Here is a 23421-nt window from a genome sequence, read left to right as displayed (position 1 = left end):
GGCGGCAACGGCGTCGTGGGTGATCGAGGTGCGCCGCGCCGGATCGAGCGCAGACACCGGAACCGTAGGACCGACGCATTGCCGTTGCTGCAGCATGCAGCCCCTGTCTCTCCCGTCTCGCGGGAGGACCGGCCGTCGTCTCTCCCTGGTCCGGGTTGACGGCCACGGGCGCCCGTCGGGCACCTGCAGCCGCACGAGACAGTCGACAGCACGGCTCTTGTCCATGCCCTCCCCACGGTCGTCGGCGAACGCAGGATGCGTCGCGTACGTCGCGCCCGGCCTCGGGTACACGGCTTCGCGTGCCGGGTCGTCTGCACCGATGGCGGCCCCGGCATGCACCGACCCCATGCCCCCGCATCGCAGGCGTCGCCTGCTCCAGGCCGGTTCTTGGGCAGCGCTGGCATCCCCTCTGCCGCATATCGCGGCCCGCGCACGATGCCTCGACGCGACGACAACCGTTGAGCAGGCGATGGCATATCTCGAACTGCGCGCCCGAACCGCGCGACGCGCAACGTGATGCGCGCCCGCTGTGGTTGATATCCGAAATGCTGGTGTCGCGACTGCTGTCGATCAGATCGCGTCGATGTCACCGAGTGCGCGGATCAATCGGCGCGCGCGCTTGTCCGGTTTCTGCTCCGGCGCTTGGTAGCCCGCCCGTGCCGCGCGCAGTTCGGCCATCCGCGCTTCGCGCGCGACGCGCGAGGCCTCGGGCTCCGAGTACATCGTGCGCGCCGTCGATGCAGGGCCGCGCATGTCCGACAGCCCCGCCACGACGATCTCGAAGATCTCGTCCCCGCGCACGACGCGTACACAGTCCCCGATGCGCACCGCGCGCGCCGGCTTGGCGCGCTGGCCACCGACGTCCACCTTGCCCGTCTCGATCGCCTGTTTGGCCACTGCCCGTGTCTTGAAAAAACGCGCTGCCCACAACCACAGATCGAGGCGGACGCTGTGCCGGGCGGCGGATGGACTGATGTCTGTCATGCGGACTGGATCACGGCAGTGGAGAGTCGCCTCGCGCGCCGTTTCCGGTGCGCTGCGCGGGCAGCGTGGATCGTAGCGGGGCCGATGTCGTCGCTGGTCGAAGCATCATGCCCGGATGCGGTCGGGCCGTTCGCGTGCGGGCATGCGCGGCGGCGCAGGCCTCGCACCCGAACTGGAAGGCCTGAAACGCAAACGGCCGCCTTGCGGCGGCCGTCGTGCAGCGCGAAGCGGTCCGATTACTCGGCAGCCGCAGCCGACTTCCCGGCGGCCGTGGCCGCAGCGGCCTCGGCCCTGTCCGCGCGGGCCTTCTCGTTCTTGGCCTTGGCACCTGCGGACAGGTCTTCCTTGATGCGCGCCTTCTTGCCTTCCAGACCACGCAGGTAGTACAGCTTGCCGGCGCGCACCTTGCCGCGACGCTTCACTTCCACCGACTCGATGGTCGCGCTGTGGCTCTGGAACACACGCTCCACGCCGAAGCCGTGGGAGATCTTGCGCACGGTGAACGCCGAGTTCAGGCCCGCGTTCTTCTTGGCGATGACCACGCCCTCGTAGGCCTGGACACGCTCGCGGTTGCCTTCCTTGACCTTGACGTTGACGACGACGGTGTCGCCGGGGCCGAAGTCGGGAAGCTCGCGCGCGGTCTGGGCGCTTTCGAAATCCTGCAGCAGGGTGTTCAGGGAGGGCTTGGTGGTCATGGTCTTTGCCTGTTGGTGTCGTTGTAGGCGTGGTGCACGTGGACGCACGCTCTGGCTCGGTGAGCTCGTGGGCTCGATGGAACGGGTTAGCCGGGCATTATAGACGCAGGCCGGCGCATCGCGCCACCGCCCGCTCGAGGTCTCTCAGGCCGGGTCACCCGTGCCCTCCGCTGCCCGCGCGGCGTCGAGCAGGCGACGGTCCGCCTGACCCAGCGCCGCCTCGTCCAGAAGCTCGGGCCGGCGCACGGCGGTCCGCACAAGGGACTGCTGGCGCCGCCAACGGGCGATGTCCGCATGATTGCCCGACAGCAGCACGTCCGGGACCCGGCCCAACGCGTGCTCCACCGGGCGGGTGTAGTGCGGGCAGTCGAGCAGGCCGTCGCCTTCGAAGCTGTCCTGCTCGGCCGAGAGTGCGTCGTTCAGCGCACCGTTCTGCAGCCGTGCGACCGCATCCACGACCACCGCGGCCGCCAGTTCGCCGCCGGACAGCACGTAGTCGCCGATCGACAGCTCCTCGTCGACCTCGGCCTGCAACAGGCGCTCGTCGACGCCTTCGTAGCGGCCGCACAGCAGGATGAGCCGCGGCAGCGCGGCGAGTTCGCGCACCCGGGCCTGGGTCAGCGGCCGTCCCTGTGGACTCATGTAGAAGACCCGCGCCGGCCCGGGCGCCGCTGCGCGCGCCGCGGTGATCGCAGCCCGTAGCGGGTCGATCAGCATGACCATCCCCGGGCCGCCGCCGAAGGGGCGGTCGTCCACCCGGCGGTAGTTGCCTTCGGCGTAGTCGCGCGGATTCCAGCCTTGCAGCGCGAGGAGACCGCGTTCGCGCGCGCGCCCGACCACGCCGACCGTGGCCGCCTGGTCCATGAACTCCGGAAACAGGGTGACGACGTCGATCCGGATGCACTCGCGGCCAATGGCCGCCGGTGACGGATCGAAGGCCGGTGCGGAGGTCATCGCTGCGCGCTGGTGAGGAGGGCCATCACTCGGCCTCAGAAATCCGGATCCCAGTCGACCGTGACCAGCCCGGCATCGAAATCCACGGACACGACATAATCCGGCACCACGAACGGAATCATCCGTTCGCGCTCGCCGTGCGCCACCAGCACGTCGTTGGCGCCGGTTGAGAAGAGGTGCGAGACCGTGCCGAACTCGACGCCCTCGACGTTGCGCACGCGCAGACCCTCGAGGTCGACCCAGTAATACTCGCCCGGCCTGGGCGGAGGCAGGGCCTCGCGGGGCACCCAGACCTCGAGGCCGCGCGCGGCTTCGGCCGAATCGCGATCCTCGATCCCCGGCAGCGTGGCGACGACGCCCTTCGGCGTTTCACGCCCGCGTGCGCCCTCGCAGTCACGCTCGATGCCGCGCGCGTCGCGCAGCACCCAGGGCTGGTAGCGGAAGACCGCGCTGCGCGGCTCAGTGAACGATTCGAGCTTCACTTCGCCGCGCACGCCGAACGCGCCATGGACCTTCCCCACCTGGATCATCCGGCGGGGCGGCTGGCGCGTCGGTTCGTTCATCGCGAATGGCCGCGCATCGAGCGCGGCCCGGGGATCAGGCGGCGGTGGCCGTCGCCGCGATCTTGCCCGCTTCCTTGTACAGGCCGCGGACCTTGTCGGTCATCTGCGCGCCCTGGCCGACCCAATGGTCGACACGCGCGGTATCGAGAACAACGCGCTGCTCGCCACCGGTGGCGACCGGGTTGTAGTACCCGACGCGCTCGATGTTGCGACCATCGCGCGCACTGCGCGAGTCGGTGACGATGATGTGGTAGAAGGGACGCTTCTTCGCGCCGCCGCGGGTGAGACGGATCTTGACCATAGTGCTCTCTCGGTGTTGCCCAGTCGCCAGGGTGGCGAGGTAAGCCGGCGATTATAGCGGAAAGCCGCCCCCGCCCGGCAAGCCCGGACCGCTCAGGCGGCCAGCGGTTCCCAGGGCATCGCCCCCAGAACGGCCTGCAATGCGCTCACCATGTTCGCTGCGCCGGCGAACCCCTGCCCGTCGATCGAGGCCAGCGGCCAGACGCCGCTACTGTTGCAGGCGAAGGCGGCGTCGAAGCCTGACCAGTCCGCCCGATGCACCCGGGCAATGCGCTGGGCAGCGCCGGCCACGTCGAGCCCTGCGCGCAACATCCCCTCGGTCGTGCCCCGCAGCGCGTCCCCGGCAGGCCAGACGATGCCGCCGCCCGGCTCAACGAAACCGATGTTCCACAGGGTGCCTTCGAGCACGCAGTCCGCGTCGTCGACCAGCACCGCATCGTCGAACCCCGCCATACGCGCGGCCCGGCGCGCGTGCAGCAGCGGCAGCGTGGCGAGGTGCTTGAGATGCGCCAGCGGGCGCTGGTGTCGATGGCTTCTCAGACGCTGGGGTGTCGAGGGTGGAGTGCGCGGCGGCGAGACCGCGACGAGCAGGGTGACCACGGCCTGCTCGCCCCGCTCGACCGCAGCGGAGTCCATTGCGCCGACCGATACCCGCAACGTGGCGTCGCCCACTGCGGCAGCCCGCAGCGCGGACGCGAGGGCGTCACGGATGCGCGCCTCCGGCAATGCGCTTCCGAAGAGCTCGAGATTGGCCGACTGCAGCCGCGCCACGTGGCGCGCGAATCCCTGCACGGCGCCCCGTCGCACCTGCATCGTCGAGAGGTGGCCGTAGTTCAACTGCAATGCCCGCAGCGCAGCCGCGTCGGCAGCTCGGCCCTCGATCCAGAGACTGGCCGTCGCCACAGGAACCGTCACAGCAATGCGTCGGCCGTCCGCCACCAGCCGGTGACGAGCGACGCGGCGGGACGCGCCTGGGCCGACGCGGCGGATTGTCCTGCCCAGGCCTGCATCGCGTCGATCCGCGCGTCGCGCACCGCGGCCGCGCGCATCGGCCCAGTCAGGCCGCGTTGCACCGGGTAGGGCTGCGGCCTCACGTCAGACGACGCCGCGGCGCGGACATACGCCGTCGCCAGGGCGCGGCCGAGCCGCCCGCTGAACGCGCGCGTCAGCCACGCATCCTCCGGCTCGGCCGATGCCAGCGCGTTCGCCCAGACGGGTGGAATGGCCGCCTCCGGCGAGCGCAGGAAGGCGGTGCCGATTTGCACCGCGCTCGCCCCCAGCGTCAACGCCGCGGCGATGCCGCGACCGTCCGCAATGCCGCCCGCGGCGACCACCGGCACACGCAGCGCGTCGGCCAGACGCGGCAGCAGTGCGAACAGGCCGACCAGTTGCGTGTCGGCGCTCGCCGCATCGAAGGCACCGCGGTGACCACCGGCTTCGAAGCCCTGCGCGACCACCGCGTCGGCGCCGGCCGCCTCGGCGGCGAGCGCTTCATCGAGGGTCGTCGCACAGGCGAACCAGGCGATGCCCGCAGACTTGAGCTGGGCGACGAACGGCGCCGGAAACACGCCCATGATGGACGAGGCCGCCGCCGGTTTGGCGGCGAGCAGTGCTTGGCACTGCGCATGGAAATCGGCCGGCGTCGCGTTACCGGCATCTGCAGGTACGTGCGGGCCCCACTGCGCGAGAACAGTGCGCATCGCCGCTTCGGCCGCGGCGTCGCGCTCGGGCGCGGGGTCCGGAATCCAGAGGTTGACCTGGGCGGGCCCGCCGCCGGCGGTGCGCAGATCGTCCATCCACGCGCCGATGTCGCCAGGCTCGGAGAGCACCGCGCCCATCGCCCCCATGCCGCCGGCTTCGATCACCGCGCGTGACAGCGCGATCGGGCAGGCGCCCGCCATCGGCGAAAGAAGCACCGGCAGGCGCAGCCCGAAACGCGCGCAGAACGCATCGCTGCGCTGGCGGGCCGGGCGCGTCACGCGGTCAGCGGAACGGCATGCGGCCCATGCCGCCCATCATGCCCTGCAGGCCGCGCATCATGCCCTTCATGCCGCCGCGGGCCATCTTGCCCATCATCTTTTCCATCTGCATGTACTGCTTCATCAGCTTGTTGACCTCGGCCGGCGTGGTGCCGGCGCCGGCAGCGATGCGCGAGCGCCGGGAGCCGTTGAGCAGGTTCGGGTTGCGCCGTTCCTTCTTGGTCATCGAGTTGATGATCGCGATCATCCGCGGCACTTCCTTGCCCTGGCTGACCTGCTGCTTGAGGTGCTCGGGCACGTTGCCGAGGCCCGGCAGCTTGTCCATCAGGCTGCCGATGCCGCCCATGTTCTGCATCTGCTCGAGCTGGTCGCGCATGTCGTTGAGGTCGAACTTCTTGCCCTTGGCGACCTTCTCGGCGAGCTTCTGCGCCTTGTCCTTGTCGACCTGGCCCTCGACCTGCTCCACCAGCGACAGCACGTCGCCCATGTCGAGGATGCGGCCGGCCACGCGCTCGGGGTGGAAGACATCGAGCCCGTCGACCTTCTCGCCGGTGCCGACGAACTTGATCGGCTTGCCGGTGATGTAGCGCACCGACAACGCCGCGCCGCCGCGCGCATCGCCGTCGGTCTTGGTCAGCACCACGCCGGTCAGCGGCAGCGCCTCGCCGAATGCTTTCGCCGTGTTGGCCGCGTCCTGGCCGGTCATCGAGTCGACGACGAACAGCGTTTCGACCGGATTGACGGCGGCGTGCAGCGCCTTGATCTCGGCCATCATCGCCTCGTCGATCGCCAGCCGGCCGGCGGTGTCGACCAGCAGCACGTCGATGAAGGATTTCTTCGCATCGGCGATCGCCGCACGCACGATCTCGACCGGCTGCTGGGTGTTGTCCGACGGGAAGAAACGCACGTCGACCTGCTCGGCCAGCGTCTTCAGCTGCTCGATCGCGGCCGGACGGTAGACGTCGGCCGACACCACCATGACCTTTTTCTTGCGCTTTTCCTTCAGCAGCTTGGCGAGCTTGCCGACCGTGGTGGTCTTGCCCGCGCCCTGCAGGCCCGCCATCAGGATGACCGCCGGGGCCGGCACGTTGAGGTTGAGCTCGGTGGCCTGGGCGCCCATGACCGCGGTCAGCTCGTCGCGCACGACCTTGATCAGCGCCTGGCCCGGGGTCAGGGATTTCAGCACTTCCTGGCCGACTGCGCGCACCTTGATGCGCTCGATCAGCGCCTGCACCACGGGCAGCGCCACGTCGGCTTCCAGCAGCGCGATGCGCACCTCGCGGGTGGCCTCGCGGATGTTCTCTTCCGTTAGGCGACCGCGGCCGCGCAGGCGCTCCATGGTGCCGGACAGGCGCTGGGTCAGGGACTCGAACATGCGACAACTCGATGCGGCGGAATACGGATGGCGATTATAGCCGCGCGGTGGCGGGGCTCCCTGTCCCGGTACACCGGGCGCAGCCGGGGCCTGCATCGGGACCACGCGGCATGCGACACTCACGCGATGACAATCGTTCTCATCGCTGCCCTGCTCTACCTGCTGGCGGCTGCCGCGCTCGTGCGCGGCGTGGCCCGCGATCCGGTGCCGGCCACGGCCTGGTGGGCCGCGCCTGCGGTGGCTGCGGTCCTGCTGCATGCGGCCGCGCACCTGGTGGTCTGGCGCGAGATCGGTGTCGAGCTGCATTTTTTCGCCGCGCTGTCCCTGGTCGGGCTCGGAATGGCGGTGCTGACCGTGCTCTACGACCTGCGCGTGCGTATGGCCGCGCTCGGCGTGATCGTGTTCCCGATCGCGGCCTTCAGCCTGCTCGGCTACGGGCAATCCACGCATGCTGCCTCGGAGACGCTCGACTGGCGCCTGCAATGGCATGCGTGGTTCGCGCTGCTGGCCTACGCCGCGCTCGCGGTCGCCGCGGTGCTGGCACTGCTGCTGTGGGCGCAGGAGCGGGCGCTGCGCCGCCGTGAATTCCATCGCTGGCTGCGCGCCCTGCCGCCGTTGACCGAACTCGAATCGCTGCTGTTCCGCACGATCTGGGTCGGCTTCGCGCTTCTGACCGCCACCCTGCTCACCGGGATCCTGTTCGTCGAGGATTTCTTCGCCCAGCACCTGATGCACAAGACCGTGTTCAGCGTGCTGTCCTGGCTGGCCTTCGGCACCCTGCTGCTGGGACGCTGGCGCCGCGGCTGGCGCGGGACCCGCGCTGTCGGCTGGACGCTCGCCGCGATGGCCTTGCTGGTGCTGGCGTTCTTCGGCAGCAAGTTCGTGCTGGAACTCGTACTGCGGCGCAGCGTCTGACTGCTGCGTGTGCTCCGGGTCGGAAGGACCCGGATCCACACCCGGCCGGATGCCGTTGCGGATGCAGCGCGCGGCAGGCTTGCGGTCGCTCCATCGGCTTCCACCGTCGGGTGAGACGGCCCCGTCCTCACCGATCCAACGCCGCATCGGATTGCCAAGGGCAGTGCCTGCACACGAGTCGAACGAGAAGCCGATCGCACTGCCATTGCCGACGCGCCCGGAACCCAGCATGTGGCCTGCTGGACATCCGCCACGTCCCAGCGCCGTGCGGTCGAGGTTCGACCGGACCGACGACGTCCATGGGCGTCATCCGTCGCGGACCGACACCGGGACCGATACCCCCCTGCGTCTCGTCCGCTGCCGCGCACCCAGCCAGACCGCGCTCGGCGTCTCTAAGGCATGCGCCGCGTTGTCCTGAGTTTCGACGGGAACGCGCAGGCGACATGCGAGGTCGACGACAGCCTCGCCACCGCGCCCCATCCCGATGACCGCATTCTCGTCAGCGATCGAACGTCCTGTCCGGCCGACATCGTGCCGGCCGACTGCAGCGACGCGTCGCCCGGGCATTGACCTCCGGCATAAATGGACGGGGATTGCATTCAAGACCGGACAGGCATTGCCTTCGCCGGTGGCGCTGACACCGCCGACGGCCCGGCAGCCACCTGCCCGCGCGCTGCGGGCGATACAGCCATGGCTGCACCGGATGGGCGCCGAGCCGGGCACGTCGCAAGGGAAGCTCCGCCAGCACTGCGACATCAGGCCGCACGTTAATACCGCGCCAGCGCGCCGAAGAACCACGACGGAACCACGCCACCTCGGCCTGGCCCTCGCCTGTCGCGAACCCCCGACGTCCGGGACGCAGCACGACCCGACCCACCGCATCGCGACAGAGCGATGGAACACAGGACGGACCGGACGCCGCGGCCTCGGCGGCAGGAGCGGAAGCGAGAACGCACCGCAATGCACGGCCCGGTCGCGCATTCGCTTCGTGGGCGGACTGGGCAGCTGCAATCCGGGCACGGCTGCAATGGGCGGCATGCGGCGGACATCCGGAACGCGCCCGCCACGCGCCCCGGGGAGGACATCACCGCGCCGGCAATCGCACCTCGACCGGTTGCATGCCCGCGAGCGTCTCGATATCGCGCGCCCGCTTCGCCTTCAGCTCAACGAGAAACGCGCGTGCGGCCTCGCCATAGCCACGCCGGCTGATTCCGATCATCGCGGTGCCCCGGCCGTCCGGCCCGGGCCGATACCGGTAAGCGTTCCACTCCACGATGATGCCGGCGTCGTCCTGTGCCGAAAGCAGGAAGTCCAGCAGTACCTCGTCCCCGGTTTCGTTGACGAGCACATCGAAGTTGGCGACCGGATCGCTGGCCTTGCGCGCTTCGATCTGCTCGATCATGCCGCGCGCCGTCTGCACGACATCGCCGTCGAGCGGACGCACGTCGACCAGAAGCATGCTGTCGTATCGCTCGGCACGCTGCCCGGCGGGTAGATACTCCTGCTTGTACAGCGCGGGCGACGGATTGCTGCTCCACTGCAGCACGAATTCGGTGTCACCGAAGCGGAGCGGGCCGGGGACCCCGATGCGATCCGTGGTGTCTGCAGCCGCTGCCACGAACGGCGCGCCTGCAAGCACCAGCCAGCAGATCGCCAGGATCGAGCGCAGCCGCGCGATGTCGCCGAGCCCTGTGGCCATGAGGCACTCCCGGAAGCGTGCGTGGCGGATGCCGCCCGTGGAGCCTAACCCGGCGACATTGCCGCACGGGTCGGAACATGCCGCGCCGCCGGGTCAGCCGATCAGCCGGGGCAGCAGCGCCGAGACCGCGCCCAGCACCGTGCCGCCGAGCACCTCGCCCCGGGTGTGCCGTCCCATCCGCACGCGCGCAGCGCCGAGGACCGGCAACATCGCCACTGCCGCAGCGCCCATCCACGGCACCAGGACCAGCAGCGACACGGCTGCGAAGGCGAGGCTGGCCATGTGCAGGGACAGCTTGATCCAGCGGTTCGCGAGGCCCGCGGCGCACAGCATCGCGACGGCCGCGAGCACGCCGCCCGACGTGGCGGAGCCGCGACCGCCCATCCACAGCCAGTAGCCCCCCGCCACTGCCAGGGCCAGCAGGTAAAGCAGGGGACGCTCCTGGGGTCGCGAGGCATCCACGGTCTGCCAGTGACCGGAGCGGCGGCGTTGCCAGATGAAGACCGAGACCACCGCGATCGCCGCGGCGATGCCGACGACCGTGTGCAACAGCGAGGCGGGGTCGATCCGCCAGGCCGCCACGAGCGCAAGCGCGGCGAACACGACGAAGGGATGCAGGACGATCGAAACGAATCGCGCCGCACCCGCGCTCAGGAGGACACCGGGCATCGCGAGATGGTACCCATGCCGGCCTCAGATGTGCTCAAGCGCCTCCGCCAACCGCTCCACCGGAATGACCTCCATGCCTTTGTAGGCGCCCGCTTTGGGCGCGTTGGCCCGAGGCACGATGGCGCGCACGAAGCCATGCGTGGCGGCCTCCTTCAGCCGCTCCTCGCCATTGGGCACCGGCCGGATCTCGCCCGAGAGCCCGACCTCGCCGAACGCGATGGTCTTGTCCGGGAGCGGCGCGTCGCGCAGGGAGGACAGCACCGCGAGCAGCACCGGCAGATCGACCGCCGTCTCCTGCACCCGCATGCCGCCGACGACGTTGACGAATACGTCCTGGTCGCCGGTGACGATGCCGCCATGGCGGTGCAGCACCGCGAGCAGCATCGCCAGGCGATTGCCCTCCATGCCCACGGCCACACGACGCGGGTTGGACAGTGGCGATGCATCCACCAGCGCCTGCACCTCGACCAGCAGCGGACGCGTGCCTTCCCGCGTGACCATGATGCAGCTGCCCGGCTGCTGCGCACTGGCGCCCGAGAGGAAGATCGCGGACGGGTTGGCCACCTCCTTGAGGCCCTTCTCGCCCATCGCGAACACGCCGAGCTCGTTGACCGCGCCGAAGCGGTTCTTGAAGGCGCGCATCACCCGGAAGCGGCTTCCGCTGTCGCCCTCGAAGTACAGGACGGCATCGACCATGTGCTCGAGCACCCGCGGCCCGGCGATGCCGCCTTCCTTGGTCACGTGGCCGACGAGGAAGACGGCGGTGCCGGTTTCCTTCGCATAGCGCACCAGGCGGGCCGCGGATTCGCGCACCTGGCTCACCGAACCCGGCGCAGCGGTCAGCGATTCGGTCCACAGCGTCTGGATGGAGTCGGCGATGATCAGGCGCGGCTTGAGGGACGCGGCGTGCTCGAGGATGCGCTCGATGCCCGTCTCGGCCAGCGCATGCAGGCCGTCGAGCGACAACCCCAGCCGGACCGCACGGCCGGCCACCTGGGCGAGCGATTCCTCGCCGGTGACGTAAAGTCCCGGCAACGTGCCGGACATCCGCGCCAGCGCCTGCAGCAACAGCGTCGACTTGCCGATGCCGGGATCGCCGCCCACCAGCACCACGGCGCCTTCGACCAGGCCCCCGCCCAGCACCCGGTCGAACTCGCCGATCCCGGTGGAGACGCGGACATCCTCGCCCTGCTGCACGTCGCGCAGCGCCATCACCTTCGGTGCATCGACCTTGCCTGCCCAACCGCTGCGACGCGACGCGGGCGACTTCGCGGCAGCCGCGCTCTCCAGCACGATCTCGGCCACCGTGTCCCAGGCGCCGCAGGCACTGCACTGGCCCTGCCATTTGCTGTAGTCCGCGCCACATTCGCTGCAGACGTACGCCGTCCTCGCCTTCGCCATCGTCACACCCGTGTCCGAACTGCAGCCACTGTAGCGTCGCCCCGTCTCGGCCGGCGAGACCGTTGTCATCCACCCGAAACCCCGGTGCGCCACGGTGGAGCCGGCATACTCGGGAGCCCGTCATGCATCCACGATCGACGATGTCCGCACTGCTGCTCGCCGCCTGCGTCTCGGTCGCGTCCGCCGCGGACGGGATACGGGACCGTGCTCCCGCCTGCGGCCCGTTGCTGATCGCGCATCGCGGCGCCAGCGCGGTGCTGCCAGAACACACGCTGGCTGCCTATGCGCGCGCCATCGAGGACGGCGCCGACGCCATCGAGCCCGATCTCGTCAGCACGCGTGACGGCGTGCTGGTGGCGCGCCACGAAAACGAGATCGGCGGCACCACGGACGTCGCCGACCATCCGGGATTCGCGGCCCGGAGGACGCGCAAATCGATCGACGGCGCGTGGGTGGAGGGCTGGTTCACGGAGGACTTCACCCTGGCCGAGCTCAAGACCCTACGTGCCCGGGAACCGCGCCCGGCCATGCGCTCGACCGCCTACGACGGCCAGTTCGACGTGCCGACGCTGGAAGAAATCATCGCGCTCGCGGCAGCCGCGTCGGTACGCGCGGGACGCGATATCGCGCTGGTGCCCGAGATCAAACATTCCAGCTATTTCCGCGCGATCGGCCTGCCGATGGAACAGCGGCTGATGGACATCCTCCGCGCGCATCCCTATACGCGACGCGCGCCGGTGATCATCCAGTCCTTCGAGGTCGGCAACCTGCGTTCGCTTCATGCGATGGCCTCGGACCTGACCAACCTGCGCCTGTTGCAGCTGATCGGCGATCCTGCGACCCGGCCCGCCGACATCGACGCCGGCGCCGGCATCCGGTACGCCTCGATGCTCGAGCCCGACGGCCTGCGCGACATCGCCGGCTATGCGGCGCTGATCGGCCCGCCGTTCCAGCTGCTGGGGCTCGAACGCGACGATGCGGGCGGCATTCGCAGCCGGCTGATCGAGGACGCGCATGCGGCGGGCCTGCAGGTGATGCCCTACACGTTCCGCCCCGAGAACGGGTTCCTGCCGGCGGACTACCGCGACGGGCCACCGGACGCGCGCAACGACGCAGGCTCGATACGCCATGTCCGCGATCATCTCGCTGCCGGCATCGACGGCCTGTTCGCGGACGATCCGGCCGTGGCGCGCCTGGCCCTCGACGCGGACGATGTACCGGACATGCCCACGTGTACGGGCGTGCCTTCGCCCCGAGGATGAGCATCCGGACCGCTGCACATGCGTGTCGCCACGGGTCACGCGACGCCACGCGTCGCGGAGACAAAAAAAACCCCGGTCCGCATCGCGCTCCGGGGCTTGGACCTGGTGCCGGAAATAGGAATCGAACCTACGACCTACGCATTACGAATGCGCCGCTCTACCAACTGAGCTATTCCGGCATGGGACGCGAATTCTAGGCAGCGCGAGCCGCGCGGTCAATCGACCAGGTGCAGCCGGAGTTCGCGCGGAAGCGCGAAGACCATGTTTTCCGGCTCGCCGGCGAGCTCGCGCACCCCGCTCGCGCCGAGGCTGCGCAGCCGGTCGAGCACACCCTGCACCAGCACGTCCGGCGCGGATGCACCGGCGGTCACGCCGACGTGCCGGCGGCCCTCGACCCAGCGCGGGTCGATCTCCTCCGCACCGTCGATCAGGTAGGCCTCCACCCCGTCGCGCTCGGCCAGCTCGCGCAGGCGATTGGAGTTGGAGCTGTTGGGCGAACCGACCACGAGCACCAGATCGCACTCGCGCGCGAGGTCGCGCACGGCGTCCTGACGGTTCTGGGTGGCGTAGCAGATGTCGTCGTTCTTCGGGCCCTGCAACGCCGGGAACTTGGCGCGCAGCGCGGCGATGACGCCGCGGGTGTCGTCCACCGACAGCGTGGTCTGGGTGGTGTAGGCGAGATTGTCCGGCTGGCGGACCTCGAGTGCGGCGACGTCCGCCTCGTCCTCGACCAGATAGATGTCGCCCGAGCCGGCTTCCGCGCGCCACTGGCCCATCGTGCCTTCGACTTCGGGATGGCCCTCGTGCCCGATCAGCACCACGTCGCGGCCCGCACGGCAGTGCCGGGCCACTTCGAAGTGCACCTTGGTCACCAGCGGGCAGGTCGCGTCGAATACCTTCAGCCCGCGCCGCCCGGCCTCCTCGCGGACCGCCTGCGAGACGCCGTGCGCGCTGAAGATGACGGTGACGCCGTCCGGCACCTCGTCGAGTTCCTCGACGAAGATGGCGCCGCGGCGCTTGAGGTCCTCGACGACGAAACGGTTGTGCACCACCTCGTGACGGACGTAGATCGGCGCCCCGAGCGTCTCGATCGCGCGTTTGACGATCTCGATCGCGCGGTCGACGCCGGCGCAGAAGCCGCGGGGATTGGCGAGGACGATGTCCATAGGCAGCCAGTTTACCGGAGGCGGTGGCGCGAAACCGAACGCGGGCCGCACGGCGCGCCGGCGCACGGCGAACCGCTGTCCGGAACGCAGCGTGGCGCGATGCACCGCCGACGCGGGCGAGGTCCCGATCGAACGCCGGTGCGCGACGTCACCGGGCGGCGTGGGCCCCGTCGGCGCGCGCGGCCACGCGGTCGCGGTGCCGGGCCGGGGTTTCAGAGTCGACGAACGACCTTCCACACATCGCCAGATGCCGCGAGCCGCGAGCCATCTCGCACCAGGACGGGCCGGAGCCCGGCCCGCCCACCGCCGGATGCCCGGCGCCGTCCGAAGGGTTCAGTTAGGCCTTCGGCTTCGCCGGGAAGAATCCGAACAGCGCGATGCCGATCGCGCCCCCCACGATCGCGGCGTCCGCCAGGTTGAACGCGGGCCAGTAGTAGTCCTGCCAGTGCCACTGGATGAAGTCGACGACGTGCCCGTGGATCTGGCGGTCGATCACGTTGCCCAGCGCGCCCCCGATCACCAGCGCGAACGGCAGCGCGGTGCGCCAGTCGCGACGCGGTGTCTTCGCCAGCCACCAGACCAGCGTGCCGCTGATGACGATGGCGAGGATCGTGAAGAACCATTTCTGCCAGCCGCCGGCGTCGGCGAGAAAGCTGAAGGCCGCGCCGGTGTTGTAGGTGCGGTACCAGTTCCAGACCCCCTCGATCACCGGGATCGGGGTGTATTCGGGCAGCGAGGTCAGCACCCAGTATTTGGTGAGCTGATCGAGCGCGATCACCACCACCGACAGCGCGAGCCAGGGCAGCGCGTTGGGTTTCACCACGGCCATCAGAACCACCTCCGGGTTTCGCCCTGACCGTCGCGGCCGTCGGTGGCGATGTTGGTCACGCAGCGCCCGCACAACTCGGGATGATCGCCGCGCGTGCCGACGTCGGCACGACGCTGCCAGCACCGGACGCACTTGGGCTTGGCGGTCGCGCGTGCGGACACCCCGATGGCACCGGAATCGGCCTGGTCCACGAGCGACACGTCGCCGCTGATCAGAAGAAAACGCAGTTCGTCGACAACCGGCGCGAGCCACGCCGCATCGGCCGCATTGCAGTGCAGATCGATCTCCGCATCCAGCGCCGCGCCGATCTCGCCGCTGGCGCGCATCGGCTCGAGCACCTTGGCCACGCGCTCGCGCAGTTCCAGCACACGATCGAAATCCTGCGCCGACCAGTCGGCATCGCTGCCGAGTTCGGTCAGGCCGGTATACCAGGTCGCGAACTGCACGTTGGCCTCGCGCGCGCCCTCCGCCGGTGCCGGCAGATAACCCCACAACTCGTCCGCGGTGAAGCTCAGCACCGGCGCGATCCAGCGCGTGAACGCTTCGGCGATGTGATACATCGCGGTCTGCGCGCTGCGACGGCCGACCGAATGCTCGGGCATCGTGTAGAGGCGGTCCTTGGTGACGTCGAGGTACAGCGAGCCCAGATCGACGCTGCAGAAGTTCGACAGCGCCTGCACGATCTCGGCGAAATCGTAGCGCGCGTACGCATCTTCAATGCGCGCCTGCAGCTGGGCCGCGCGATGCACGATCCAGCGGTCCAGCGCGACCATGTCCTGCGGCGCGACGAGATCGCGCGCCGGCTCAAAGCCCGCGAGATTGCCCAGCAGGAAGCGCGCGGTGTTGCGGATGCGGCGATAGGCGTCGGCGGTGCGCTTGAGGATCTCCTGCGACAGCGACATCTCGTTGCTGTAGTCGGCCGAGGCGATCCACAGGCGCAGGATGTCCGCGCCCAGCGTCTTCATGATGTCCTGCGGCTCGATGCCGTTGCCGAGCGACTTCGACATCTTGCGACCGTGCTCGTCGACGGTGAAGCCGTGGGTCAGGCACTGCCGGTACGGCGCGGCCTTGTCGATCGCGACGCCGGTCAGCAGCGAGGACTGGAACCAGCCGCGATGCTGGTCGGAGCCTTCGAGATACAGATCGGCCGGTTTTTCGTAGCCCCGCGCACGCAACACCGCTTCGTGGGTGACGCCCGAATCGAACCAGACGTCGAGGATGTCGGTGATCTTGTCGTAATCGCCCGCCTCTTCGCCGAGCAGTTCACCGGCGTCGAGCGTGTACCAGATGTCCACACCGTGCTCTTCGACGCGATCGGCGACCAGGCGCATCAGCTCGGTGCTGCGCGGATGCGGCTCGCCGGTCTCGCGATGCACGAACAGCGCGATCGGCACGCCCCAGGTGCGCTGGCGCGAGATCGTCCAGTCCGGACGCCCTTCGACCATGCCCGCGATGCGCGCCTGGCCCCATGCCGGGTACCAGGTCACGTCCTTGATCGCAGCCAGCGCGTCGCTGCGCAGATTCGCCTGCGACATCGAGATGAACCACTGCGGCGTGGCCCGGAACGCGATCGGTGTCTTGTGGCGCCAGCAGTGCGGATAGCTGTGCTCGAGCCTGGTGAACGCGAGCAGGCTGCCCTGCGCGCGCAGCGCCTCGACGAGCACGTCGTTCGCCTTCCAGATGTGCAGGCCGGCGAGCGGCGTGTCCCCGATCGGCGGGGTGGATGGCAGATAGACCCCGCGGCCGTCGACCGGGTTGAGCTGGGCCGCGGTGTAGCGGTCGAGCAGGCCGTAGGCCTTGCCGACGACGTAGTCCTCCTGGCCGTGACCGGGCGCGGTGTGCACCGCGCCGGTGCCGTCTTCGGCCGACACGTGGTCGCCGAGGATCACTGGGATGTCGCGCTCGGTGTAGAACGGATGGGCGAGCAGCAGGTGTTCTAGCGCAGCGCCGGCCACGCGGGCGTGCACGACGACGTCGGCCTCGATGCCGTAGCGACGCAGCGCGCGCTCGGCCAGGGCATCGGCGATCACCAGCCAGCGGCGGCGCCCGTCCTGCGCGAGCGGGCCTTCGACCAGGGCGTATTCGAGATCGGCGCCCAGAGACACCGCGAGCGAGGCAGGCAGTGTCCACGGTGTGGTCGTCCAGATCGGCAGCGCCACGTCCACGCCGCCCGGCAACGCCACGCCGAAAGCGTCAGCGAACGCGGATGCATCACGCGCGAGATAGGCGACATCGACTGCCGGCGACACCTTGTCGGCGTACTCGATCTCGGCCTCGGCCAGCGCCGAGCCACAGTCGAAGCACCAGTGCACGGGCTTCACGCCGCGGGTCAGATGCCCGTTGTCGACCACCCTGGCCAGCGCGCGGATCTCGTCGGCTTCGAAGCGGAAATCGAGTGTCCTGTACGGGTTTTCCCAGTCGCCCAGCACGCCGAGACGCTTGAAGTCGCGGCGCTGGATGTCGATCTGCTCGTTGGCGTACTCGCGGCACTTCCGCCGAAACTCGAACGCGTCGAGCTTCACTCCGACCTTGCCCCACTTCTTTTCGATCGCGATCTCGATCGGCAGGCCGTGGCAGTCCCAGCCCGGGATATAGGGCGCGTCGAAACCCGCCATGCCCCTGGACTTGACGATGATGTCCTTGAGGATCTTGTTGACCGCATGGCCCAGATGGATCGAGCCGTTCGCGTACGGCGGGCCGTCGTGCAGCACGAACTGCGGCCGCCCGCGCGCATGCGCGCGCAGCTGCGCGTACAGACCCTCCTCTTCCCAGCGCGCCAGCATCGCCGGCTCGCGCTTGGGCAGATCGCCACGCATCGGGAAGTCGGTCGCCGGCAGGTGGATCGTCGACTTGTAGGGGTTGGAGTTGCTGGCCTCGTCGCTCACGCGTAGTCCTGTCGTTGCGTTTCGTATCGTGGTGGAAGGGGCGCATCGAGAATGGCCCGGGCCTGCGCGGCGTCGAGATCCATCTGCGCGACCAGGCTCGGCAGGTCGTCGAACTTCTCCTCGTCACGCAGCCGCGCGACGAACTCGACCTCGATGCGGCGGCCGTAGAGATCGCCGTCGAAATCGAACAGATGCGCCTCGAGCAGCGGCTCGACGCCGCCGACCGTCGGCCGCGTGCCGAAACTCGACACCGACGGCCATGGGGCATCGCCCACACCGTGGACGCGCGTTGCATAGATGCCGCGCAAAGCCGGCACCTTGCCACCGAAGCGCAGGTTCGCCGTGGGATAACCGAGCGTCCGCCCCAGTTGCCGGCCGCGCACGACCCGCCCCGACACCGCGTACGGCCGTCCGAGCAATCGTGCCGCGTGGACGAAATCGCCGGCCACCAGCGCCGCGCGGATATGGGTGCTGGAAACGCGCTCGCCGTCGACCACGAGCGGTTCGATCTCGCCGGCGATGAAGCCCGACGTCCGACCCAGTGCCTGCAGCGTCGCCAGATCGCCGGCACGCCTGTGACCGAAGCGGAACCCCGGGCCCACCCAGACCTCGCGCGCACGCAGGCGCTGGACCAGCACCGTGTCGACAAACGCCTCCGGCGACATCGCCGCCATGCATGCGTCGAACCGCAACAGGCCGACCACATCGGCGCCGAGCCTGCGCAGGCCCTCGAATTTCGCGCGCACCGGTCCGAGCCGGGGCGGCGGCGACGCGGTGGCGAAGAACTCGCGCGGCAGCGGTTCGAAACTCAGTGCCGCGGCCTCGACCCGCAGCTCCTGCGCACGCGTCACCGCATGCCGCACCAGCGCCTGGTGGCCGAGGTGCAGCCCGTCGAAGGCGCCGATGCAGACCACGCTGCCCTCGGCGCACAGGGACCCGCCGGCGATGTCGCGGAACAGCCTGCTCATGTCGTCACGCTGGAACAGGCGCGCCGCACTCGGAGCGCCCGGGAAAAGGGACCGGCGAGTATACCGGCCGTCCGCCCGGCCCCGCCGGGTCAGTGCCGCAGGTGGCGCGGACGCAGGCCGAGGCCGACGATGGCGATGCCATACGCGCCGGCGCCCGCTGCGATGGCGAGCGCCAGCCAGCCGATGCGGTCCCAGACACCGGCGATCGCGGTCCAGTCGCCCACCCAGCCGCGCACCGCGAGCACCACCAGCGCCATCGCCGCGCAGGCGCCGACCAGCCGGGCCAGGTACAGGCGCCACCCGGGCTGCGGCTGGAACAGGCCACGGCGACGCAGGTAGCGCCACAGCAACCAGGCATTCACGACGCCTGCCAATGCCGTCGCCAGCGCGATGCCACCATGCGCGCCCGGCACGTCGTACAGCCACAGCGGCGTGGTCAGCAGCACCGTCAGGCCGACATTGGCGCCGACCGTCCAGATCGCCGCGCGCATCGGTGTTCTGGTGTCCTGCCGGGCATAGAACGCGGGCGCGAGCACCTTGCTCAGCATGAACGCCGGCACGCCCAGGCTCATCGCGGTGAGGCTGATCGCCGCCATGCGGGTATCGCGGGCATCGAAGGCGCCGTAATTGAAGACCGTCGCCGTGATCGGTTCGGCCAGCAGCAACAGCCCGAGTCCGGCCGGCACGCCGGCGAGCAGGGCCATGCGGATCGCCCAGTCCAGCGACTGGCTGTAGCCCGCCGCGTCCTCGGCGGCGTGGCGGCGCGAGAGGTGAGGCAGGATCACAGTGCCCAGCGCCACCCCGAACAGCCCGAGCGGGAACTCGATCAACCGGTCCGAGTAGTACAGCCAGTCCACGCTGCCCGCCGCCAGCAGCGACGCGAACGCGGTTCCGACGATCAGATTGACCTGGGCCACCGACGAGGAGAACAGCGTGGGCAGCATCAGCCGCCCGACCTTGCGCACCTCGGCATGCCCGAACCCCGGCCGCAGCCGCGGCCGCAGGCCCAGGCGGCCCAGCGCCGGCCACAGCAGCGCGAGCTGCAGGAAACCCGCGATCAGCACCCCCCAGGCCAGTCCTACCGGCGGCACCTCGAAACGCGGCGCCAGCCACAGCATGGCCGCGATCATCGTGAGGTTGTGCAGGACCGGCGTGAACGCCGGCAGCGCGAATCGGCCGTGGCTGTTGAGGATCGAGCCCGACAGCGACATGAGTGAGATGAAGAGCAGGTACGGAAACGTGATCCGCAGCATCTGCGCGGTCTGTGCCAGCAGCTCCGGTTGATCCGCCCAGCCGGGCGCGAACAGCCGCGCGATCAGTGGGGCGGCGAGCATGCCCAGCGCGCAGACCACCAGGACCACCGCACACAGCGCGCCGGCCATTGCGTCGATGAAGGACTTCAGCGCTGCGCGATCGCCACGCTCCTTGATCTCGTTGAGCACCGGTACGAAGGCCATCGCCATCGAGCCTTCGGCGAACACACGGCGCAGGAAGTTCGGGATGCGATAGGCGACAATGAAGGCACTCATCGCGCCGCCGGTCCCGAACAGCGTCGCCTGGAGCATGTCGCGGGCGAAGCCTGCGATCCGGGAAATCAGGGTCATGGCGCTGAACACCGCGCTCGACCGCAGCAGACCGCCGCGGGGCGCTGCCGGGGTGCCCGGCCCCGGCGCCGTCACCTGCCGGATCCGTTCAGACCGGGCAGGTTGACGCAAGTATCTGAAACGCCCATAATTTCCTGCTCAAATTTTCATTGATCCGGCCAAGCCGGATTTTCACACGTCCAGCTTCCAGGAATCCATCGTGGCAAACATCAAGTCCGCCAAGAAGCGCGCAAAGCAGACCGTCGTGCGCAATGCGCGCAACTCCGCCCAGCGCTCGCAGCTCCGCACCGCCGTCAAGAAGGTGCTCAAGGCACTCGACGCCAACGACGCGGCCGGCGCCCAGGAGGCGTTCAACGTCGCCCAGCCGATCCTCGACCGTTTCAGCTCGCGTGGCCTGATCCACAAGAACAAGGCTGCACGTCACAAGAGCCGTCTGACGGCGCGCATCAAGGCGCTCAAGGCCGCCTGATCGCCGACGGCCGCGCAGGCGGCTGTCTTCTCAAGAAACCCGGCCACCGGCCGGGTTTTTTGCATGCCTGCGTGGTGCCTGCAGGCGGAATCGACGCGCATGTCCGTTGCGGCGCGGCCCGGCCTGGCCATCAAGGCGCGTCGGCGGCCCGGTGGTTGTGCCTGGAGCGGACAACGCGCTCCGGCGCCCGCATCGTCAGCGCGAGCCTTATCGCCATCGCCCGCCCGCCCCGACAATGCGGCGGCGAAGCTGCTTTCGATGGAGCCGCCGCGATCACGATGCCGGCATCCGAATGCCCACGGTCTCCGCGGATTGACCGTCGCCTGGTGGAGGGCGGATCGTTAGCCGACAGCGCGTTCCGCCCCCCCCCCCCCGCGTTGCCGGGGCGGACGTCATCGCCATCTCCGGCTTTACACGGTGTCGCTGTGGCGATGCTCGCTTTCGATCGAGCCGCCGCGATCACGATCCCAGGGCATGGCGACGCCCGAAGCCTCGGCGCAGTGACTGACGCGTGGTGAAGGCGCGTCTCTCCTGTCGGCTCATGCGCGCGTCGGTCGACACGCGCCTCTGCAGCGGACGCGATGCGCCGGAGTGAACCCGCGCCGCGGTATGGACTCGGGCGCGACGGCGGCAGCGTCCGAAGCGGATCGATCAAGACGCCGACCGACGTGCCGATGCCCCGGCGCATCGGCACGCGAGCGCCGCATGCGCCACCCTTCCGATCGAATGGGGCGCGGGCTTTCTGCCGTGCTGGTCATGGAGTCGGGCGGCGTGTCCCGGGGCTGGGGTCGCACCACTGCTGGCGGTCCGATCCGCCGCCGAGGCCATGCAGAGGAGGTCCGACTGCATCAGGCGCGACACCGTCCACCACCCGCGCGAAATCGGGTCTGCGGCGATGCGGTGCGATGCCGCCCTCGCGCACGTGGCGCACGTTCTCGGCTGCACGTGCCCGCACTCGGCATCACCGGCGCACCCGGAACGCCAGCTTCCAGCGGCCGGTTCCGACGCCGGGCGCATGGTGCGCGTTGCGCAGGCCCGCGCCCTGCCCGGCGGTCGAACCACGCGGTCAAGGGACGGACACGTGCAGAGCGGCGAAGCACGGAACCGCGGGCACTGCTTCGCCGGAGTCGCCGAGGCAGAGCATTCCCGGGTCATGCCGGACAGCACAGCTAACGCCTGCCGGCAGGCCTCAGAGCGCGTCAGCCGCCTCGCGCTCGCTGCGATCGAGTTCGTCGAGCGCGGCCTGCACCTTGAGCATCACCTCGCGGGTGCCGTCGTGGGCGAGGCCGGAGACGAGGAACCAGGGGCCGTTCCAGCCCAGGGTCGCCACGATGCGCGCCGCTTCGGCCTCCGCTTCGTCGGGCAGCAGGGTGTCCGCCTTGTTGATCAGCAGCCAGCGCGGCTTGTCGAGCAGGCCGGTGTCGAACTTCTCCAGCTCGCGTTCGATGGCCCGCACCTGCTCCACCGGGTCGGTGCCGTCCAAGGGCTGGATCTCCACCAGATGCAGCAGCAGACGTGTGCGCTGGATGTGCCGCAGAAACAGTGCGCCGAGGCCGGCGCCATCCGCGGCGCCCTCGATGAGCCCGGGGATATCAGCGATGACGAAGCTGCGCGCCGGCTCCACGCTGACCACGCCGAGGTTGGGATACAACGTGGTGAACGGATAGTCCGCCACCTTCGGTGTCGCCGCCGAGACTGCACGGATGAGCGTGCTCTTGCCCGCGTTCGGAAAGCCCAGCAGGCCGACGTCCGCCAGCAACTTGAGTTCCAGGCGCAGCGTGCGCTCCTCGCCCTCTTCTCCGGGCGTGGACTGCCGCGGCGAGCGGTTGGTGGAACTCTTGAAATGCATGTTGCCCAGACCGCCCTTGCCGCCACGCGCGACCAGCAGCCGCTGCTCGTGCGCCGTGAGGTCGCCGATGACCTCGTCGGTGGTGACGTTGTGCACGACGGTACCCACGGGAACGACGATGACGAGATCGTCGCCACCCTTGCCGTACATCTGCCGGCCCATTCCACCTTCGCCGCGCTGGGCGCGGAACATCGTCTGGTGCCTGAAGTCGACCAGGGTGTTGAGGTTCTCGTCGGCCTGGATCCACACGCTGCCGCCATCACCCCCGTCGCCCCCGTCGGGACCGCCGAGCGGGATGAACTTCTCGCGGCGGAATCCGACGCAGCCATTGCCGCCCTTGCCGGCGGTCACGGTGATTTCAACTTCGTCGACGAGCTTCATAAGGCCGGGATTCGTAATTGGTGATTCGGATCGGAAAACGCGGGTACGCCGCCAGGTCGAAGTCTACGTGGCCGGCGACGCGGGCAGATCGACGCGGCAACGGCCGCTGCGTCGGATCACTACGCGCGCATCACCAATCACGGCGTCACCAACGAAAAACCCCGCCGAAGCGGGGCTTTCCGGTGTCACGCATCGCGCAAGGCTCAGGCCTCGGCGACCACGCTGACGGTGCGGCGGTTCTTCGGACCCTTGGTCGCGAACTGCACCTTGCCGTCCACGAGGGCGAACAGGGTGTGATCGCGGCCGAGGCCGACGCCGGCGCCCGGGTGGAACTGGGTGCCGCGCTGGCGGACGATGATGTTGCCGGCTTCGATCGCCTGGCCACCATAGATCTTCACGCCGAGGTACTTCGGGTTGGAGTCGCGGCCGTTGCGCGAGGAACCTACGCCCTTCTTGTGTGCCATGACTGCTTCT

Annotated in this window: 22 protein-coding genes and 1 tRNA gene; 4 read left to right on the top strand and 19 right to left on the bottom strand. The window is 69.5% G+C overall.

What is annotated here, in order from left to right; genetic code table 11:
• Positions 1-570: 570 nt before the first annotated feature.
• The 8 genes from H0E82_RS14460 to ffh form a co-directional block, all read right to left on the bottom strand.
• Positions 571-984 carry an RNA-binding S4 domain-containing protein gene (locus tag H0E82_RS14460; protein ID WP_180546134.1) on the bottom strand — a complete coding sequence of 138 codons (414 nt, stop codon included), beginning with the start codon at positions 982-984 and terminating at the stop codon, positions 571-573.
• Between the two features lie 236 nt (positions 985-1220).
• The gene (gene rplS / locus H0E82_RS14455) at positions 1221-1679 is read right to left on the bottom strand and encodes a 50S ribosomal protein L19 (RefSeq protein WP_180546133.1); all 459 of its coding nucleotides are present in this window, start codon (positions 1677-1679) and stop codon (positions 1221-1223) included.
• 144 nt (positions 1680-1823) lie between these two features.
• Positions 1824-2579: a tRNA (guanosine(37)-N1)-methyltransferase TrmD gene (gene trmD, locus H0E82_RS14450; protein ID WP_180546585.1), complete on the bottom strand. Its 756-nt coding sequence runs from the start codon at positions 2577-2579 to the stop codon at positions 1824-1826.
• Between the two features lie 89 nt (positions 2580-2668).
• A complete protein-coding gene (gene rimM, locus H0E82_RS14445) occupies positions 2669-3196 on the bottom strand; it encodes a ribosome maturation factor RimM (RefSeq protein ID WP_180546132.1) in 528 nt (175 codons plus the stop codon).
• Between the two features lie 34 nt (positions 3197-3230).
• Positions 3231-3497 (bottom strand): 30S ribosomal protein S16, encoded by a 267-nt coding sequence (rpsP, locus tag H0E82_RS14440; RefSeq protein ID WP_180546131.1) that lies wholly within the window; start codon positions 3495-3497, stop codon positions 3231-3233.
• Between the two features lie 92 nt (positions 3498-3589).
• Positions 3590-4399, bottom strand: a complete 810-nt coding sequence (locus H0E82_RS14435) for an aminotransferase class IV (RefSeq protein WP_180546130.1) — start codon at positions 4397-4399, stop codon at positions 3590-3592.
• A gap of 8 nt (positions 4400-4407) precedes the next feature.
• Entirely contained in the window at positions 4408-5475 is a 1068-nt protein-coding gene (locus tag H0E82_RS14430) for an NAD(P)H-dependent flavin oxidoreductase (RefSeq protein ID WP_180546129.1), read from the bottom strand.
• A gap of 4 nt (positions 5476-5479) precedes the next feature.
• Positions 5480-6850 (bottom strand): signal recognition particle protein, encoded by a 1371-nt coding sequence (gene ffh / locus H0E82_RS14425; RefSeq protein ID WP_180546128.1) that lies wholly within the window; start codon positions 6848-6850, stop codon positions 5480-5482.
• Positions 6851-6976: 126 nt separating this feature from the next.
• Between ffh and H0E82_RS14420 the strand changes: the two genes are divergently transcribed.
• Both H0E82_RS14420 and H0E82_RS14415 read left to right on the top strand, forming a co-directional pair.
• On the top strand, positions 6977-7765 hold the full coding sequence (locus H0E82_RS14420) for a cytochrome C assembly family protein (RefSeq protein ID WP_180546127.1): 789 nt from the start codon (positions 6977-6979) through the stop codon (positions 7763-7765).
• 399 nt (positions 7766-8164) lie between these two features.
• Entirely contained in the window at positions 8165-8335 is a 171-nt protein-coding gene (locus tag H0E82_RS14415) for a hypothetical protein (RefSeq protein WP_180546126.1), read from the top strand.
• Between the two features lie 514 nt (positions 8336-8849).
• Here the strand turns inward: H0E82_RS14415 and H0E82_RS14410 are convergent.
• The 3 genes from H0E82_RS14410 to radA all read right to left on the bottom strand — a co-directional run bounded on the left by H0E82_RS14410 (position 8850) and on the right by radA (position 11534).
• On the bottom strand, positions 8850-9464 hold the full coding sequence (locus tag H0E82_RS14410) for a hypothetical protein (protein WP_180546125.1): 615 nt from the start codon (positions 9462-9464) through the stop codon (positions 8850-8852).
• Positions 9465-9557: 93 nt separating this feature from the next.
• Entirely contained in the window at positions 9558-10133 is a 576-nt protein-coding gene (locus tag H0E82_RS14405) for a hypothetical protein (protein WP_180546124.1), read from the bottom strand.
• Positions 10134-10157: 24 nt separating this feature from the next.
• Positions 10158-11534, bottom strand: coding sequence for a DNA repair protein RadA (gene radA, locus H0E82_RS14400; protein WP_180546123.1), 1377 nt, complete (start codon positions 11532-11534; stop codon positions 10158-10160).
• A gap of 122 nt (positions 11535-11656) precedes the next feature.
• Between radA and H0E82_RS14395 the strand changes: the two genes are divergently transcribed.
• The gene (locus H0E82_RS14395; RefSeq protein ID WP_180546122.1) at positions 11657-12796 is read left to right on the top strand and encodes a glycerophosphodiester phosphodiesterase family protein; all 1140 of its coding nucleotides are present in this window, start codon (positions 11657-11659) and stop codon (positions 12794-12796) included.
• 103 nt (positions 12797-12899) lie between these two features.
• Here H0E82_RS14395 and H0E82_RS14390 read toward each other — a convergent pair.
• The 6 genes from H0E82_RS14390 to murJ form a co-directional block, all read right to left on the bottom strand.
• Positions 12900-12975: transfer RNA gene (locus tag H0E82_RS14390), tRNA-Thr, on the bottom strand.
• A gap of 36 nt (positions 12976-13011) precedes the next feature.
• A complete protein-coding gene (gene ispH / locus H0E82_RS14385) occupies positions 13012-13962 on the bottom strand; it encodes a 4-hydroxy-3-methylbut-2-enyl diphosphate reductase (RefSeq protein WP_180546121.1) in 951 nt (316 codons plus the stop codon).
• A gap of 337 nt (positions 13963-14299) precedes the next feature.
• Positions 14300-14791, bottom strand: a complete 492-nt coding sequence (gene lspA, locus H0E82_RS14380) for a signal peptidase II (protein WP_180546120.1) — start codon at positions 14789-14791, stop codon at positions 14300-14302.
• Entirely contained in the window at positions 14791-17607 is a 2817-nt protein-coding gene (ileS, locus tag H0E82_RS14375; RefSeq protein WP_219338577.1) for an isoleucine--tRNA ligase, read from the bottom strand. Before ileS ends, lspA begins: the two co-directional genes overlap by 1 nt.
• Before the next feature lie 65 nt (positions 17608-17672).
• Positions 17673-18644 carry a bifunctional riboflavin kinase/FAD synthetase gene (locus tag H0E82_RS14370; protein ID WP_180546118.1) on the bottom strand — a complete coding sequence of 324 codons (972 nt, stop codon included), beginning with the start codon at positions 18642-18644 and terminating at the stop codon, positions 17673-17675.
• An 89-nt stretch (positions 18645-18733) separates the two neighbouring features.
• On the bottom strand, positions 18734-20278 hold the full coding sequence (gene murJ, locus H0E82_RS14365; RefSeq protein ID WP_268889956.1) for a murein biosynthesis integral membrane protein MurJ: 1545 nt from the start codon (positions 20276-20278) through the stop codon (positions 18734-18736).
• Positions 20279-20447: 169 nt separating this feature from the next.
• On the opposite strand from murJ, the gene rpsT reads away from it, so the two are divergent.
• A complete protein-coding gene (rpsT, locus tag H0E82_RS14360; RefSeq protein WP_180546116.1) occupies positions 20448-20717 on the top strand; it encodes a 30S ribosomal protein S20 in 270 nt (89 codons plus the stop codon).
• A gap of 1189 nt (positions 20718-21906) precedes the next feature.
• Here rpsT and cgtA read toward each other — a convergent pair.
• Positions 21907-22947 (bottom strand): Obg family GTPase CgtA, encoded by a 1041-nt coding sequence (gene cgtA, locus H0E82_RS14355; protein WP_180546115.1) that lies wholly within the window; start codon positions 22945-22947, stop codon positions 21907-21909.
• Between the two features lie 203 nt (positions 22948-23150).
• The gene (gene rpmA / locus H0E82_RS14350) at positions 23151-23411 is read right to left on the bottom strand and encodes a 50S ribosomal protein L27 (protein WP_180546114.1); all 261 of its coding nucleotides are present in this window, start codon (positions 23409-23411) and stop codon (positions 23151-23153) included.
• Positions 23412-23421 lie beyond the last annotated feature (10 nt).

Source organism: Luteimonas deserti (assembly GCF_013425765.1).
In the GTDB taxonomy this organism is placed as follows: Bacteria; Pseudomonadota; Gammaproteobacteria; order Xanthomonadales; family Xanthomonadaceae; genus Luteimonas; species Luteimonas deserti.
Note: the sequence above shows the minus strand (reverse complement) of the source record. Positions and strands in the feature narration are given on the sequence as shown.

Excerpts from the sequence above, each read along its gene's own strand:
- H0E82_RS14420 (WP_180546127.1), top strand. The coding sequence starts at position 6,977 with ATGACAATCGTTCTCATCGCTGCCCTGCTCTACCTGCTGGCGGCTGCC.
- ffh (WP_180546128.1), bottom strand. The coding sequence starts at position 6,850 with ATGTTCGAGTCCCTGACCCAGCGCCTGTCCGGCACCATGGAGCGCCTG.
- H0E82_RS14370 (WP_180546118.1), bottom strand. The coding sequence starts at position 18,644 with ATGAGCAGGCTGTTCCGCGACATCGCCGGCGGGTCCCTGTGCGCCGAG.
- rplS (WP_180546133.1), bottom strand. The coding sequence starts at position 1,679 with ATGACCACCAAGCCCTCCCTGAACACCCTGCTGCAGGATTTCGAAAGC.
- rpsP (WP_180546131.1), bottom strand. The coding sequence starts at position 3,497 with ATGGTCAAGATCCGTCTCACCCGCGGCGGCGCGAAGAAGCGTCCCTTC.
- ispH (WP_180546121.1), bottom strand. The coding sequence starts at position 13,962 with ATGGACATCGTCCTCGCCAATCCCCGCGGCTTCTGCGCCGGCGTCGAC.
- H0E82_RS14460 (WP_180546134.1), bottom strand. The coding sequence starts at position 984 with ATGACAGACATCAGTCCATCCGCCGCCCGGCACAGCGTCCGCCTCGAT.
- lspA (WP_180546120.1), bottom strand. The coding sequence starts at position 14,791 with ATGGCCGTGGTGAAACCCAACGCGCTGCCCTGGCTCGCGCTGTCGGTG.
- H0E82_RS14410 (WP_180546125.1), bottom strand. The coding sequence starts at position 9,464 with ATGGCCACAGGGCTCGGCGACATCGCGCGGCTGCGCTCGATCCTGGCG.
- rimM (WP_180546132.1), bottom strand. The coding sequence starts at position 3,196 with ATGAACGAACCGACGCGCCAGCCGCCCCGCCGGATGATCCAGGTGGGG.
- H0E82_RS14405 (WP_180546124.1), bottom strand. The coding sequence starts at position 10,133 with ATGCCCGGTGTCCTCCTGAGCGCGGGTGCGGCGCGATTCGTTTCGATC.
- H0E82_RS14415 (WP_180546126.1), top strand. The coding sequence starts at position 8,165 with ATGCGCCGCGTTGTCCTGAGTTTCGACGGGAACGCGCAGGCGACATGC.
- ileS (WP_219338577.1), bottom strand. The coding sequence starts at position 17,607 with ATGCGTGGCGATCTGCCCAAGCGCGAGCCGGCGATGCTGGCGCGCTGG.
- H0E82_RS14395 (WP_180546122.1), top strand. The coding sequence starts at position 11,657 with ATGCATCCACGATCGACGATGTCCGCACTGCTGCTCGCCGCCTGCGTC.
- cgtA (WP_180546115.1), bottom strand. The coding sequence starts at position 22,947 with ATGAAGCTCGTCGACGAAGTTGAAATCACCGTGACCGCCGGCAAGGGC.
- radA (WP_180546123.1), bottom strand. The coding sequence starts at position 11,534 with ATGGCGAAGGCGAGGACGGCGTACGTCTGCAGCGAATGTGGCGCGGAC.
- rpmA (WP_180546114.1), bottom strand. The coding sequence starts at position 23,411 with ATGGCACACAAGAAGGGCGTAGGTTCCTCGCGCAACGGCCGCGACTCC.